A 14,778-nucleotide genomic window follows, 5' to 3' on the forward strand; every position below is an offset into this window, starting at 1 on the left:
TCAGGGCTCACCTCGATGCGGCAGTCGGTGAGCAGGCTTGACCTGTGCGTGGTGCGCGGCCGCGTGCTGCCCTTCGATCGGCGTCGACCTGCCGTTGATGGTGACGCCGGGACCGCTCCTCAGAACGGTCGTCGAGGTTTGGAACAGCGATCCCACGATGGACCCGGGCCCGTGGGCTTCGATGTCGTTTCGCCGGCCAAACCCGCTGAATGCAACATTTCGGGTGCCGGTCTGCTGCTTGCCGCCGAAGCCGGCGAAGACCTGGCTGTCACGGGAAAAGAAGCTGGCGGCAACGTTGAATGAGCCCACGGCGAGCACGTTGCTGCCGAACGGTGTGGTCGACGACGGGCTGAACACATTGAGTGCGATGTTGCCGATGCCCTCCGCCGCGGCCTGGGCCACGTATCGGCTGGTTCCCACGGCGATGGCGATGTTGCCGAAGGCCTTGTCTGCCAACGGTGTCCGGCCCGCATATCCCACCGACGAGTCGCCCAGCGCCGCCGCGAAATTCAGGTCACCGCCGGCCAAGATGGCTGTCGCATCGTTGCCGACGGCCACGGAGGTGCCCAGGCGGCTGCCGCGGTTGGCGTAGGCGCCAGCGCTGTAGCCGAGCGCGGTGACCGAATTCAACACGGTGTCTTCCTCGATCTTCGAAAACGAAAGCTTCCCTACCGAGATGGCGCTCCCGAGCGTGCCCAGGGCGTAGGCCTGTGCCCCGGGACCCAGCGCGATGGCGACACTGGTGGGGGTGCTGAAACAGTTGGTGCTGTTGCCGATCCCGAAAAACGATGCGCAGCTCGCACTCGCCTGCGGTGCGGACCCGAGTGCGGCCGCCACCGCGCCGGCGCCAAGCGACGCCAGTAGTATTCCGCCGGCGACCTTGTTACGTGCGAATCCTGTCATGCCCCGAACCTATGAGCGGCCAGGCATTCGGCGCATCACCCAGCCCGGCCATCTTCAGCAGATGGCCGTTCGCGGCCATCGGGGTGGCTATCTCAGCCGACGGGTGGGGCGCGTCTCGATCGCATCGATCGTCAGGGCACGCCGGCTCAGCACCCAGCCGGGTTCGGCTCGCTGGTACTCGTCGTCGTAGTGCAGGTACCACACCAGATCGGTGAAGCCCTCGGAACGGCGGCTGAAATGGTGTGCGGTCGCCGCGATACGCCCCTGCGCAACATCGGGATTCGAGCCGGCCGCGTACACCTCGGAGTCGATGCTGTGGTGGGTCCGTCCGACGCTGGTCGCCGCGGCGAGCGCATCGCGAATGGCGTCGGGGCCGCGGTGCGACCGTGCCGGGGTCAGCACATCCGGGGGATCCGGCAACACCAATTCGCCGTCAGCCGCGAACACTGCGATCACGGCCTCGATATCCCGATCGTCGACCGCCGCCGCATAGCGATGCACCACGTCCGACAGATCCGACCGGTCGGGGACCGAAAGGCTCACGGCCGCAATCCCAGCCGCTGCGCGCAGTCCGACAACAGATCCTTGGCCTCGGAGAGATCGGTGACCGCAGGCATACCGAGCACCAGCCGCCCGGCTCCGACCTCGGCCAGCCGCCCCGCCCGGTCTGCGTCGACCTTCGTCACCAGATGGCCCAGCGACAGCTCGAGGGAGTCGGGGTCACGTCCGGCGTCCTCGGCGGCCAGTCGCATCACCTCGACCAGCGTCGCGAGCTCGGCACCGCCGACCCCGAGTGGCTGGAAACCGTCACCGAGGCGCCCCGCCCGGCGCGCCGCCAACCGGCTGTGCCCACCGATGTGAATCGGAATTCCCTCGGCTGCAACCGGTTTCGGGTATGACATCGCATGGTCGAAGTCGTAGAACTCGCCGTGGTGGCTCACGCCGCCGGGTGCGTCGGCCCACAGTGCCCGCAGCACCTCGATCTGCTCGTCCGCGCGACGGCCCCGGCTGGTGAAACCTGCTCCGCAGGCTTCGATCTCCTCCCGCAACCAGCCGACCCCGACGCACAATCGCAGCCGTCCGCCGGACAACACGTCGACGGTGGCGGCCCGTTTGGCCAGCATCACCGGATGGTGGTTGGGCACCACCAGTACCCCGGTGGCCAGACCCAACGTGGTGGTCTGGCCGGCCAGGAATGCCAGCATCTCCAGCGGGTCGGGCACCGGGCACTCCTGGGCAACGTCGACCCGACCGGACGGGTCGTAGGGATACACGCTGGTGTACTGCGTCACCAGCACCGTGTGCTCGGCCATGATGATCGACTCGAAACCACACGCCTCGAGATGGCGGGCGAACTCCGTCATCCACACGGGGTCCGCGGTGACCCCCGCGGCAATGGGAGCGACGACGGCGAACTTCACGTCGTGAGGCTAACCCGCAGGCTCCGGATCGCCTTCGCCCAGTCCCGGCAGATGAGCCATCAGCCGGTCCAGGAACGCCACATGGCCCTTGAGCAACTTGCGGCGCGCCTGAGCCACCGAAAACCATCCGACTCGGTCCAGTTCGGGGAACTCCTGCATCCGCCCCGACCCCTTCGGCCACTCCAGGGAGAAGGTATTGCTCTGTGCCTGCGCCACATCCAGGTCCGCTTCGACGGCGAACACCGTCAGCACCTTGCCGCTCGGCTGCTTGACCGCGTCGAGGTCGATCCGGACGCCTTGCGGCACATCGGATCCCAGCTCTTCGGCGAACTCACGCCGTGCGGCGTCCCACGGATCATCCGTGTCGGGGTCGTACTCGCCCTTGGGAATCGACCATGCGCCGTCGTCCTTGCGCGCCCAGAACGCGCCACCGGGATGCCCGATGAGGACCTCCACGACACCGTCGACGTGTCGGTGCAGCAGTACGCCCGCGCTGTATTTCGGCATCGCTACTCCGGGTGTGGCGCGGTCGCGGCTTGCATCGCCGCTGCCAGCGTCTGCGCCCGCGGGTCGGTCAGCACATCCTCGAGCAACAGCGGCGAGCCGTCGGGCCCGGTCAGCGGGACGCGCCAGTTCGGATACTCGTCGGTGGTGCCGGGCTGGTTCTGGGTGCGCCGGTCGCCCACCGCGTCGGTCAGCGCCAGCGCCAACAGCCGCGACGGGGTCCGGGCCAGATACCGGTACAACGCCAGGATGACCTGCTCCTCGTCGGCATCCTCGCCGAGAAGGCCGACCCGGCGAAGCTCGGCCAGCCAGGCTGCCTGCTCGGCGCGATCGTCGGCCAGTTCGTCCTCCGCCGGCCGGGTGAGCAGGCCGAGCTCACCACGCAACCGCACGTGCTCGCCCGCGAGGTAACCGGCCGTCGGCGGCAGGTCGTGCGTGGTCACCGAGGACAAGCACAACTCCCGCCAGCGCTCGGCCGGCAGCGGCCCGCCGCCCGCGTCGCGGTCCAGTTCGAACCACAGGATCGACGTGCCCAGCAGGCCGCGAGCACGCAGGTAGTCACGCACCCACGGTTCCACCGTGCCCAGATCCTCGCCGACGACGACGGCGCCGGCCCGGTGCGCTTCGAGCGCGACGATCCCGATCATCGCGTCGTGGTTGTAGCGCACGTAGGTGCCCTTCGTCGGCGCGGCGCCGGACGGGATCCACCACAGCCGGAACAGTCCGATGATGTGATCGATGCGAACCCCGCCGGCGTGCCGCAGGATCGCCGCAATCAGATCCCGAAAAGGTTGGTAGCCAAGCTCTTCGAGTTGGTCTGGCCGCCAGGGTGGCTGCGACCAGTTCTGGCCCAGCTGGTTGAACTCGTCGGGCGGGGCGCCGGCGGCGACCCCGGTGGCCAACACGTTCTGCAACGCCCAGGCGTCCGCGCCGTCGGGATGAACACCGACGGCCAGGTCGTGCATGATGCCCAGTGCCATCCCGGTACGGACCGCCTGGGACTGTGCGGCGGCGAGCTGATCGTCGAGCTGCCACTGCAGCCAGCGGTGGAAATCCACCGCCGAGCCGTGCCGTTGGACGAACTCGGCCACCTCGGGGCTGCCCGGATGTCGCAGGCCTTTCGGCCACTTCCGCCAGTTGGCGCCGTACTTCTCGGCCAGCGCCGACCAGGTGGCGAAGTCGTCGAGGGCCTGGCCTTCCCGCTGTGTGAAGGCCTCGAAGGCGAGTTGGCGGCCCGCCGACCGGGGTACCCGGTAAATCGCTTTCAGCGCAGTACGTTTCGCCGCCCACGCCGAGTCGCGGTCGATGGCGTCGATCTTGCGGAATCGGGCCTGTACCGCGGCCCGCAGTTTCCACACCCGGCCGCGCTTGGGCAGCTGGGCGAACTCGGGAACGGACTCGACGCGCAAGTAGATCGGATTGGTGAACCGCCGCGACGTCGGCAGGTAGGGGGAGGGCTCCATGGGCCGGGTCGGTGCGGCGGCGTGCAGCGGGTTGACCACGATGTAACCGGCTCCGTGGCGGGCGCCCGCCCATACCGCAAGATCGGTGAGGTCACCAAGATCGCCTACGCCCCAGGAGTTTTCGGATCGAACGCTGTAGATCTGGGTGGCCAGACCCCAGATTCGGCGCGCGCCGAGCCGTGCAGGTAGCCCCAGCCAGGCCGGGGTGACGATCAGCGGGGTGCTGAACTCCTGACCACCCGAGCTCAGATGGACGCGGTGATAGCCCAACGGCAGATCGGCGGGCAGCACGAATGTCGCCTCACCCACCAGCCTGCCGTCCAGGTCGTGCGGCGGGGTGAAGTTGTCGGCCTGGCGCACACCGGTGCGCACCGTGCCGTCCTCCAACCGGACCCAGATGTGCGCTGGGTCGCCGTGGGTGACATGCACCCAGAACGAGGTCTCGCTGCCGGCGGTCCCGATCACCGTCGGCGGCAGTGACCGGGACCAATACCGGGTGTCGTCGGCCGAAAGCGCTGCGGCGCGGCCCTCTTCGGTGCGGGCCTCGACACCGAGCGCGGCCAGCACCGCCACCAGGGTGTCTTCCTCGACCGGCACGGACCGCCCGGTCCAGTCGTGGTACTCGGTGGCCACACCGAACCGATGGGCGAGTTCGGCCAGCGACGAAGCAGTCATGGATGCCATCTTGCTTGGTTGCCCGTAACCTCGCCTCACATGGGCGGCCCCGGACTCGCTGTGCGGAATCGGCGAGCCCGCATCGCCAGCGCCGCGCTGTTCCTGACGAACGGCGCGTTGTTCGCCAACCTGCTGCCGCGTCTCCCCGAGATCAAGGCTGACCTCGGCCTGTCCAACTCGGCGTTCGGTCTGGCGGTGGCCGCGTTCTCGGCGGGCGCGCTGCTGACCGGGGTGACCGCGGCGGCCTTGGTCCGCCGCTACCGCTCCTCGGTGGTCGCGGTCGCGAGTTCGGCGCTGCTCGCCGTGTTCACCGTCCTCGCCGGGCTGGCACCCACCGGCCTGACGCTGGCGGCTGCGCTGTTCTGCGCCGGTGCGGCCGACTCGGTGACCGACGTCGCCCAGAACGTGCACGGGCTGCGCGTGCAACGCGCGTACGGCCGCTTCATCATCAACTCGCTGCATGCGGTGTGGTCGTCCGGGGCGGTGCTGGGCGGCCTGATCGGCGCGGGCGCAATCTATCTCGGCATTCCCCGCGTCGCTCAGCTCTCGGCATCCGCTCTGCTGTTCAGCGCGGTGTGCCTGGTCGCCTACCGGTACCTGCTGCCCGGTCCCGACCACGACGACACCGACACCCGGGTGGGCGCGCGGGCCGCGGAGCGCGCGGGTCGCGGGGTGTATGTCGCGTTGGCCGCACTGGTGGCCATTGCCATCGCCGGTGCCGCCGTGGAGGACGCCGGCAGCTCATGGGCGACGTTGTATCTGCGAGATTCCTTGTCGGCGCCTGCGGCGCTGGCCGCGTTCGGCTACGTCGCACTGGTCGGCTTCCAGTTCGTCGGCCGACTCGTCGGCGACCGGATGACCGACCGATGGGGGCCGTGCACGGTGGCCCGGACCGGTGGCGTGATCGTCGCCGTCGGCATGGCGGCCGCCCTGGCGTTCCCCAGCATCCCCGGCACCATCGCGGGGTTCGCCGCCGCCGGATTCGGCTCGGCCACCCTGGTGCCCGGCGCCATGCACGCCGCCGACGAGCTGCCCGGACTGCGGCCGGGCACCGGGCTGACGGTGCTGACCTGGCTGATGCGAGCGGGATTCCTCGGCTCACCGATCCTGGTCGGCGCGCTCGCCGACGCCGTGTCGCTGCGAGTCGGTCTGCTGACCGTCCCGGTGGCGGGACTGGCGGCGGTCCTGCTGGCCCGCGCCCTCAGCCCACCGCGCCGGTCAGTTCGATCGTGAGCACACCCGCGATGATCAAAGCGATGCCACCCATCATCAGCGGCGTCAGCGGCTCGGCGAACAGCACACGGGCGATCACCGCGATCAGCGCGACGCCGGCCGCCGACCACACGCCGTAGGCCACCCCGACCGGCATGCCCAGCGACAGGGTCACCGACAGCAGGGTGAACGACACCAGATAGCCGAGCAGCATCGGTGCGACCCACACCTTCTTGCGGAAGCCGTCCGAGGCGCGCAGACACAGCGTCGCGCATACCTCGATGAGGATGGCCCCGGCCAGCGTCAGCCACATCATGGCGTGCCCTCCCCGCCGGCGTGATGCCGCGAACCGAGCTCGACCAACAGGACACCGGCGATGATCAACGCGATCCCGGCGACGATCGGGAGGGTGAACGGGTCACCGAAGATCACCGCCGCCAGGATGGCCGTCGCCGCGGTCCCCACCGCACCCCAGACGCCGTAGGCCACCCCGACCGGCATGCCGGCCCGCAACACTTGCGCCAGGAAGTAGAACGAGGCGAGATAACCGGTCACCACCAGAACCAGCCACGCCGAATGGTCTTGCGACGCCCGCAGCGACAGCGTGCCGGTGACCTCTACGGCGATAGCGGCTGACAGCAGCGCCCATTTCCGCACGCGGGCCAGGATAGCTGGGCGCTCACGTGTGGCCGCCGTCATACGTGGCCGTCGCGGTGACCGGATAGACCAGCGGCCGCCTGCCCAGACGCGTTACCCGTCGGTAGCGTGGACGGGTGGTGTGGTTCGTCGACATCGCATGACGTGGCAGGAGGACATCGATGACAGCGGATGCGAGCGTGCGGCTGATCGTGGACAGCCCGATCGTCGAGACCCGTTACGGGCCGGTCCGCGGGGCCGACGACGGCCGGGTCACGACGTGGAAGGGCATTCGCTATGCCGCCCCGCCGGTCGGCGACCTGCGCTGGCGGGCCCCGGTTCCTCCGCAGCCGTGGACCGAGGTCGCCGACGCGACGACATTCGGTCCGGTCAGTCCGCAGCCGCGCAGCCCCATCCCGATGGGCTTGGGCACCCACGCCGACGAGGACTGCCTGTTCCTCAACATCTGGGCGCCATCCGGGACCGGGGCCTCGGCCACGGCCACCGGTGAGCCCAAGCCGGTGATGGTGTGGGTGCACGGCGGCGCCTACATCTTCGGGTCGGGCAGCCAGCCGATGTACGACGGCACCGTGCTGGCCACCGGCTCCGACGTCGTCGTCGTCACGATCAACTACCGGCTCGGTGCGCTGGGCTTCCTCGATCTTTCCTCGGCCGGGTTCGACAGCAACGTCGCCTTGCGCGACGTGCTGGCCGCGCTGCGCTGGGTGCAGGACAACATTGCCGGCTTCGGCGGCGACCCGGACCGGGTGACGTTGTTCGGTGAGTCCGCCGGAGCCGCGATCACCACCACGCTGCTGGCCGTGCCGGAGGCCGCCGGGTTGTTCTCCCGTGCGATCGCCCAAAGCGCGCCGGCCACCTCGATCTACGGCGCCGAGCGCGCAGGCACCATGGCCCAGCAGTTCCTCGACCGGCTCGGCATGACAGCCGACGAGGCGCACCGGGCGCCCGTCGAGACGTTGGTCGATGCCGCACAGCACGTCTTCGACCATGTCCCGGCTTCCACGCCCGGCTTGCTGGCGTTCGCGCCCACCGTCGACGGCGACCTGGTCCCGGACTATCCGGTGACGCTGGCCAGGGCAGGCAAGACGCACCCGGTGCCGTTGCTGATCGGCACCAACAAGAACGAGGCCGCGCTGTTCCGGCTGATGCGCTCACCGCTGATGCCCATCGCGCCCAAAGCGGTCAAAACCATGTTCAGCGAGATGGCCAACGACCAGCCGGGCCTGCAGCTGCCGACCGCCGAGCAGGTCAGTTCGGCATACCCGGCGAAGATGGCCCGCACCCGCAGCCTGTGGGTGGCCAGCGATGTCGGCTTCCGGATGCCGACGGTGTGGTTCGCTGAGGGGCACACCGCCGTGGCGCCGGTCTATCTCTACCGATTCGATTGGGCCACACCACTTTTCAAGACGATCCGGCTGGGTGCCGCCCATGCCACCGAGCTGATCTATGTGTGGGGCAACCTGATCTCGGGTCCCCGCGACGTCACGTTCAAGCTCGGTGGACTCAAAACCGGCGAGGAGCTGTCGGAGCGGATGCGCGCCCGCTGGACGAGGTTCGCGGCAACCGGTGACCCCAACGTGCCGGTGGGTCAGCCGCACTGGGCGCCGTATCGGATCGACGACCGCGCGACGCTGGTCATCGATCGCCGGGATCGCGTCGTCGACGACCTGGACGGGCCGATCCGCCAGGCCTGGGGCGACGAGGTGCTGAGCTTCCGCTGACGCTTCTTGACGCGGTGTCTAACAACGGGCTCCGATCGCGTTAGACTCCCGCCCGGAGGTGTCGCGTGGATCGAATCGGTGAACTGCTGTCTGTGCTCCCGCCGCAGATGCGCGAGCCGGTGTTGTTCGCGATCCCGTTCTTTCTCCTGCTGCTCATCCTCGAGTGGACCGCGGCCCGCAAGCTGGAACGACTGACCGAGGCCGACCAACCCGCGTCCGGCGCCTACCACGCGCGCGACGCGTGGGCCTCGATCTCGATGGGCCTCATGTCGGTCGCGACCATGGGCGTCTGGAAGTTCTTCGCCCTGCTCGGCTACGCCGCGCTCTACGCGTACGTCGCGCCGTGGCACCTCTCGGCGACCAAGTGGTACACGTGGGTGATCGCGATCGTCGGAGTGGACGTGCTGTTCTACCTCTACCACCGCACCGCCCACCGGGTCCGGCTGATCTGGGCCACCCACCAGGCGCATCACTCCAGCCGCTACTTCAACTTTGCGACCGCGCTGCGGCAGAAGTGGAACAACAGCGGCGAGATCATCATGTGGATTCCGTTGCCGCTGCTGGGCGTTCCGCCATGGATGGTGTTCACCAGCTTCTCGATCAGCCTGATCTACCAGTTCTGGATCCACACCGAACGCATCGACAAGCTGCCGCGGGCCTTCGAGTTCGTGTTCAACACGCCGTCGCATCACCGGGTGCATCACGGGATGGACCCGGAGTATCTCGACAAGAACTACGGCGGCATCCTCATCCTGTGGGATCGCCTGTTCGGCACATTCCAACCCGAGCTCTACCGACCGCACTACGGACTCACCAAGCCGGTCACGACGTTCAACATCTGGAAACTGCAGACCCACGAGTACGCCGCGATCGCCCGCGACGTCCGCTCGGCGCGCCGCTGGCGTGACCGGCTGGGCTACGTCTTCGGCCCGCCCGGCTGGGCGCCCAGCACCACACCGCAGCCGGCGACTACGGTGGCCGCAAGCTAGTCAACATCGGTGCCGCCACCCGAGGATGGAGCCCATGGAGGTCAAAGAAGTCCTGCTGCCCGGAGTCGGGCTGCGGTACGAGTTCGACAGCGCCGATGGCAATCGCATCGGTGTGATCGCCCGGCGCGGCGGTGATTTCGAAGTCGTCGTCTACGGCGCGCGGGACCCCGACCAAGCTCGCCCGGTGTTCCGCCTCACCGATGAGGAAGCCGACGCGCTGGCCCAGATCCTCGGTGCCCCGCGGCTGGTGGAGAGCTTCGCCGACCTGACCAAGGAAGTGCCGGGCCTGGACGCCGGCCAGGTCGAGATCGTTGCGGGGTCACCGTTCGTCGACCGGCCGCTGGGCGACACCAAGGCCCGCACCCGTACCGGCGCATCGATCGTGGCGATCGTGCGCGACGAAGAGGTGCTGGCCTCGCCGAAACCCGACCAGGTGCTGCACGCCCGCGACGTTCTGGTCGTGATCGGCACCGAACACGGCATTTCCGGCGTCCGTCGAATCGTCGACCAAGGATGATCTGAGTGGCTGTGTCGGCGGCGCTACTCCTCGAACTCGGCGTCATCTTCACGGTCCTGACAATCCTCGGAACCCTGGCGCGCCGGTTCGCGCTGTCACCGATCCCGCTCTACCTGCTGGCCGGACTGGCCCTGGGCAACGGCGGTATCGCGCCGGTGCCGGCGGCAGGGGAGTTCGTGTCCACCGGCGCCACGATCGGCGTGGTGCTGCTCCTGCTGACCCTGGGCCTGGAGTTCTCCATCGGCGAGTTCGCCGCCAGCATGCGCCGGCACCTGCCCTCGGCCGGCGTCGACCTCGTCCTCAACGCCACCCCGGGCGCGATCGCGGGCTGGCTGCTCGGCCTGAACTTCGTCGGCATCCTGGCGATGGCCGGTATCACGTTCATCTCCTCGTCGGGTGTGATCGCGCGCCTGCTCAACGACCTACGCCGGCTGGGTAACCGGGAAACGCCTGCCGTGCTGTCGATCCTGGTGCTCGAGGACTTCGCGATGGCCGCCTACCTGCCGCTGCTGGCCGTGCTGGCGGCCGGCGGCACCTGGTGGGAGGCGCTGCTGTGGATGGGCGCCGCGATGGTCGCTCTGGTGGTGGTGTTCGCGGCGTCGTATCGCTGGGGTCATCACCTGGGACGGCTGATCAGCCATCCCGACGACGAGCAGCTCCTGCTGCGCATCCTCGGACTGACGCTGCTGGTGGCCGCGGCGGCCGAACACTTGCACGCCTCGGCCGCCGTCGGCGCGTTCCTGGTCGGCCTGACGCTGACGGGGGAGACCGCCGAGCGGGCCCGCGCTGTGCTCACCCCGCTGCGTGATCTGTTCGCGGCGGTGTTCTTCCTGGCGATCGGATTGTCGGTGGCGCCGGCGGACCTGGTGCCGATGTTGCCTGCGGCCGCGCTGCTGGCCGCGGTCACCGCGATCACCAAGGTGGCCACCGGGGTGTACGCCGCCCGCCGCGACGGAGTCGGCAGGCCGGGCCAGCTTCGCGCGGGCACCGCGCTGGTCGCCCGCGGCGAGTTCTCGCTGGTGATCATCGGGCTGGCGGGGACCACCGTCGCCGCGGTGGGGACGCTGGCCACGCCGTATGTTTTCGTCCTGGCCATCGTCGGGCCCCTACTCGCGCGGTTCGCCCGGTAGGACGCCGCCGTCATGGCACCATGCTGGGGTGCAGACCGTATTTGACCGCGACGTCGACCCCGCCCTGATCGCCCGGGCGCTGGGCTCCGCCGCGTTCGGATCGATGTGGCTGGACTCGTCGCTGGTCGCCCGTCCCGACTACCCCCGGCTGTCCGGCGACCTGACCTGTGACCTGTTGGTCGTCGGCGGCGGCTACGCCGGGCTGTGGTCGGCGCTGCACGCGAAGGCGCGCAACCCCGGGGCGCGGGTGGTGCTCATCGAAGCCGAGCGGGTCGGCTGGGCGGCATCGGGGCGCAACGGCGGCTTCGTCGAGGCCAGCATCACCCACGGCGCCGAGAACGGAAAGTCGCGCTGGCCCACCGAGTTCGACCGTCTGGAGAAGCTCGGCCTGGCCAACCTCGACGGCATGCAGGCCGATATCGCCTCCTACGGCATGAACGTGGACTGGGAACGCACCGGCATGCTCACGGTCGCCACCGAACCGCATCAGGTCGAGTGGCTGGCCGAGGGCGCCGACGACGGCGAGGGCCGGTTCCTTGATCAGGCGGCGGTGCGCGCCGAGGTCGACTCACCGACCTACCGGGCCGGTCTGTGGGCGACCGACAGCTGCGCGATCGTCCATCCGGCCCGGCTGGTCTTCGAGCTCGCCCGGGCCTGCTCGGAGGCCGGGGTCGAGATCTTCGAACACACCGCGGCGGCGTCGGTGCAACGCGAACAGCGGGGGATACGGGTGGAAACCTCCGCCGGGGTGCTCCAGGCCGACCAGGTTGTGTTGGCCACCAACGTGTTTCCGAGCCTGCTGAAGCGAAACCGGTTCCACACCATTCCGGTGTACGACTACGTGCTGTCCACCGAGCCGCTCACGGGCGACCAGTTGGACCGCATCGGATGGCGCAACCGGCAGGGCATCGGCGACAGCGCCAACCAATTCCACTACTACCGCCTCTCGGCGGACAACCGGATCGTCTGGGGCGGCTACGACGCCGTCTATCACTACGGTCGTCGCGTCGACGCGATGTACGAGGACCGGCCGGAGTCGTACCGCAAGCTGGCCGCCCACTTCTTCATCACCTTCCCGCAACTCGAGGATGTCCGGTTCAGCCACCGCTGGGCCGGCGCGATCGACACCAACACCCGGTTCTGTGCGCACTGGGGTCTGGCCGGCCGAGGGCGGATCGCCTACGTCAACGGATTCACCGGTCTGGGTGTCGGCGCCGCACGGTTCGCCGCCGACGTCTGCCTCGACCTGCTCGACGGTCACCCCACCGAGCGAACCGAGCTGGAGATGGTCAACCGCAAGCCGTTGCCGTTTCCGCCCGAACCGGTGGCCAGTGTGGGCATTCAGGCCACCCGGTGGTCGTTGGACCGGGCCGATCACAACGAGGGCAAACGCAACCTCATCCTGCGCACCCTCGACCGCCTGGGCCTGGGGTTCGACTCCTAACTCCGGCTTTTAACCCCATCTGCGGCGATTCCTGCGGCGACACGCCGGGTACGCCATAGTTCGTTGGTAACGATTTGAAATCGGCGCCGATACACAGTCGAGATACTTCCGCGGCGCGTCCTTGACGTACCGCCGACCGATCGGGGTGTAGGGTGACTCGTTTTTCGCTGGGCTTCGTCTCTACCGCTGTGGCCCTGGCCGCGTCCGCGATCATCGCCCCGCTGGCCCACGCAACACCCGGTGCTGTCGTCTCGCCCGGTATGGAGATCCGCCAGGCCAGCAATGTCTGCACCCTTGGTTATGTGGACCCGGTGGCGCGGGTCGCCTACTCCGCCGGTCACTGCCAGGCGGACGGCCCGGTCACCGATCGCGACGGGCGCTTCATCGGCATGGTGACGACCTTCCAGGACAACACCCCGGACGGCGCCGTGGTGCGCACCGATCAGGTGATCTCGGACTACGAGATGATCGCTCTGGGCGCCGATGTCACGGTCAACAACATCCTGCCCGGCGGCCGCCAGCTGGTTGCCGATGCGGCGCCACCGATGACCAACGGCCAGCCGGTCTGCCATTTCGGCGTGATCACCGGCGAGAGCTGCGGCTCGATCGAGCGCGTCAACAACGGCTGGTTCACCATGGAGAACGGCGTGGTCAGCCAAAAGGGTGACTCCGGCGGCCCGGTGTACATGCCGATCGACAACAACAAGGCCGTGATCGTCGGGCTGTTCAACAGCACCTGGGGCAATCTGCCCGCGGCGGTGTCGTGGGTGGCGACCAGCCAGCAGGTGCGTGCCGGCGCCGACGTGGTCAATGTGGCCGCCGCCGAGCAGGCCAACGCCAACTAGCGCGCGAGCGCAAACACCGGGATTGCCGGTGCGGCCGAACGTAATTCGGCGGCCGTCGACTCCGGCGTGAGGCCGGCGATGCGGCCTTTGACCTCCCAGTACCACCGGTCGAGATAGCTCTTGAGCAGGGCCGGCTTGGCATCGTCGTCGACCTCGGTGAGGGTGACCACGGTGCGTCGGTAGCGCGGGCCGAGTTCCACCTCGCCTGCTGCCCGTGCGTTGCGTGCCCACTGGGTGTTGCCGCGCGGGGAGACCAGGTACTCGGTGTCGCCGACCCGCAGCACGTTGACGACCACATTCTGCGGCGCGCCGGATTTGCGGCCGCGTACGCGAAGCGCCCGCGTGCCCGCGATGCTGATGCCCGCCTCGGCGAGCCGGCGGATGACGGCGTTGGCGGCGCGGGCGGCGGCGTTCGGGCGGTCGTAGTGCTGGTTCATGGCGTGTCCCATCGACTCGGATTTAGAGAGCGATGCTCTCGTATCGAGGATGCCAGCGGACTCGGCGAAAAGCAAGAGCAGTGATCTCGGATGTGTCAGACTCGGCGAGTGGGGAAACGCGAGGACACGCGGCAACGCATCGAAGCCCAGATCGTCGAGCTCGGTCGCAGGCAGCTGGCCACCGTGGGCGCGGCCGGACTGTCGGTGCGGGCCATCGCCCGCGAACTGGGGATGGTGTCCTCTGCGGTGTACCGCTACGTCGCCAGCCGTGACGCGCTGCTGACCCTCCTGCTGGTCGATGCCTACTCCGACCTCGCCGATGCGGTCGGGCAGGCCCGGGCGGCCGCCGACGGCGGCTGGCGAGCCGACGTCGCGACGATCGCCCACGCCATCCGCGGCTGGGCACTGGACCAGCCCGCCGAGTGGGCCCTGCTGTACGGCAGCCCGGTGCCGGGCTACAAGGCGCCGGCCGAGCTGACCACCGGACCCGGCACCCGGGTGATCGGCATGCTGTTCGACGCGGTCGCCACCGGCGTGGCCACCGGCGATATCGCCCTGACGGAACACCATGTCGCCCAACCGATGTCGACCGACCTGGTCCATGTGCGCGACGAATTCGGCTTTCCCGGCGACGATGCGCTGGTGATCCGGTGCACCGCGATCTGGGCCATGATGATCGGGGCCATCAGCCTCGAGGTCTTCGGTCAATACGGCACCGACACCTTCACCGATCCGCGGGCGTTGTTCGACGAGCAGCTGCAGCTGGCCATCGATCTGCTGACCGCGGAGCCACCGAACTCGAACGCGTTCTAGTTCCGTGGCGCAAAACTAGAACACGTTCTAGCCACACCGGCGGGCCG

General features: G+C 68.8%; 16 protein-coding genes. 8 read left to right on the forward strand and 8 right to left on the reverse strand.

What is annotated here, in order from left to right; genetic code table 11:
* The 5 genes from D3H54_RS13420 to malQ all read right to left on the reverse strand — a co-directional run bounded on the left by D3H54_RS13420 (position 1) and on the right by malQ (position 4,975).
* Positions 1–903, reverse strand: a complete 903-nt coding sequence (locus tag D3H54_RS13420) for a hypothetical protein (protein ID WP_149379453.1) — start codon at positions 901–903, stop codon at positions 1–3.
* Positions 904–990: 87 nt separating this feature from the next.
* Entirely contained in the window at positions 991–1,446 is a 456-nt protein-coding gene (locus D3H54_RS13425; RefSeq protein WP_149379454.1) for a nuclear transport factor 2 family protein, read from the reverse strand.
* Positions 1,443–2,324 carry an LLM class F420-dependent oxidoreductase gene (locus D3H54_RS13430; protein WP_149379455.1) on the reverse strand — a complete coding sequence of 294 codons (882 nt, stop codon included), beginning with the start codon at positions 2,322–2,324 and terminating at the stop codon, positions 1,443–1,445. Before D3H54_RS13430 ends, D3H54_RS13425 begins: the two co-directional genes overlap by 4 nt.
* Before the next feature lie 9 nt (positions 2,325–2,333).
* Complete coding sequence (locus D3H54_RS13435; protein ID WP_149379456.1) at positions 2,334–2,831, reverse strand: NUDIX hydrolase; 498 nt, start codon at positions 2,829–2,831, stop codon at positions 2,334–2,336.
* A 2-nt stretch (positions 2,832–2,833) separates the two neighbouring features.
* Positions 2,834–4,975: a 4-alpha-glucanotransferase gene (malQ, locus tag D3H54_RS13440; RefSeq protein ID WP_432246303.1), complete on the reverse strand. Its 2,142-nt coding sequence runs from the start codon at positions 4,973–4,975 to the stop codon at positions 2,834–2,836.
* 30 nt (positions 4,976–5,005) lie between these two features.
* On the opposite strand from malQ, the gene D3H54_RS13445 reads away from it, so the two are divergent.
* Positions 5,006–6,199 carry an MFS transporter gene (locus D3H54_RS13445; RefSeq protein ID WP_149379458.1) on the forward strand — a complete coding sequence of 398 codons (1,194 nt, stop codon included), beginning with the start codon at positions 5,006–5,008 and terminating at the stop codon, positions 6,197–6,199.
* On the opposite strand, the gene D3H54_RS13450 is transcribed toward D3H54_RS13445, so the two are convergent.
* Entirely contained in the window at positions 6,168–6,491 is a 324-nt protein-coding gene (locus D3H54_RS13450) for a DMT family transporter (protein ID WP_149383515.1), read from the reverse strand. The genes D3H54_RS13445 and D3H54_RS13450 overlap by 32 nt on opposite strands.
* Entirely contained in the window at positions 6,491–6,835 is a 345-nt protein-coding gene (locus D3H54_RS13455) for a DMT family transporter (protein WP_149379459.1), read from the reverse strand. The genes D3H54_RS13450 and D3H54_RS13455 overlap by 1 nt, the downstream gene beginning before the upstream one ends.
* Positions 6,836–6,996: 161 nt before the next feature.
* On the opposite strand from D3H54_RS13455, the gene D3H54_RS13460 reads away from it, so the two are divergent.
* From D3H54_RS13460 to D3H54_RS13485, 6 genes are all read left to right on the forward strand, one after another.
* The gene (locus D3H54_RS13460; RefSeq protein WP_149379460.1) at positions 6,997–8,556 is read left to right on the forward strand and encodes a carboxylesterase/lipase family protein; all 1,560 of its coding nucleotides are present in this window, start codon (positions 6,997–6,999) and stop codon (positions 8,554–8,556) included.
* Positions 8,557–8,663: 107 nt separating this feature from the next.
* Positions 8,664–9,545, forward strand: coding sequence for a sterol desaturase family protein (locus D3H54_RS13465; RefSeq protein WP_168215070.1), 882 nt, complete (start codon positions 8,664–8,666; stop codon positions 9,543–9,545).
* A 34-nt stretch (positions 9,546–9,579) separates the two neighbouring features.
* Positions 9,580–10,062, forward strand: coding sequence for a cation:proton antiporter regulatory subunit (locus D3H54_RS13470; protein ID WP_149379462.1), 483 nt, complete (start codon positions 9,580–9,582; stop codon positions 10,060–10,062).
* Between the two features lie 5 nt (positions 10,063–10,067).
* Positions 10,068–11,192, forward strand: a complete 1,125-nt coding sequence (locus D3H54_RS13475; RefSeq protein WP_149379463.1) for a cation:proton antiporter — start codon at positions 10,068–10,070, stop codon at positions 11,190–11,192.
* Between the two features lie 28 nt (positions 11,193–11,220).
* On the forward strand, positions 11,221–12,636 hold the full coding sequence (locus tag D3H54_RS13480; RefSeq protein WP_168214856.1) for an NAD(P)/FAD-dependent oxidoreductase: 1,416 nt from the start codon (positions 11,221–11,223) through the stop codon (positions 12,634–12,636).
* A gap of 152 nt (positions 12,637–12,788) precedes the next feature.
* Entirely contained in the window at positions 12,789–13,481 is a 693-nt protein-coding gene (locus tag D3H54_RS13485) for an Rv1815 family serine proteinase (protein WP_149379465.1), read from the forward strand.
* Here D3H54_RS13485 and D3H54_RS13490 read toward each other — a convergent pair.
* Positions 13,478–13,918, reverse strand: coding sequence for a nitroreductase/quinone reductase family protein (locus D3H54_RS13490; protein WP_149383516.1), 441 nt, complete (start codon positions 13,916–13,918; stop codon positions 13,478–13,480). The two genes, D3H54_RS13485 and D3H54_RS13490, sit on opposite strands and share 4 nt — an antisense overlap.
* A 108-nt stretch (positions 13,919–14,026) precedes the next feature.
* Here D3H54_RS13490 and D3H54_RS13495 point away from each other — a divergent pair, with 108 nt between their 5' ends.
* Positions 14,027–14,731 (forward strand): TetR/AcrR family transcriptional regulator, encoded by a 705-nt coding sequence (locus D3H54_RS13495; RefSeq protein WP_210419692.1) that lies wholly within the window; start codon positions 14,027–14,029, stop codon positions 14,729–14,731.
* Positions 14,732–14,778: the final 47 nt, after the last annotated feature.

The sequence above is a fragment of the Mycobacterium sp. ELW1 genome, assembly GCF_008329905.1.
In the GTDB taxonomy this organism is placed as follows: domain Bacteria; phylum Actinomycetota; class Actinomycetes; order Mycobacteriales; family Mycobacteriaceae; genus Mycobacterium.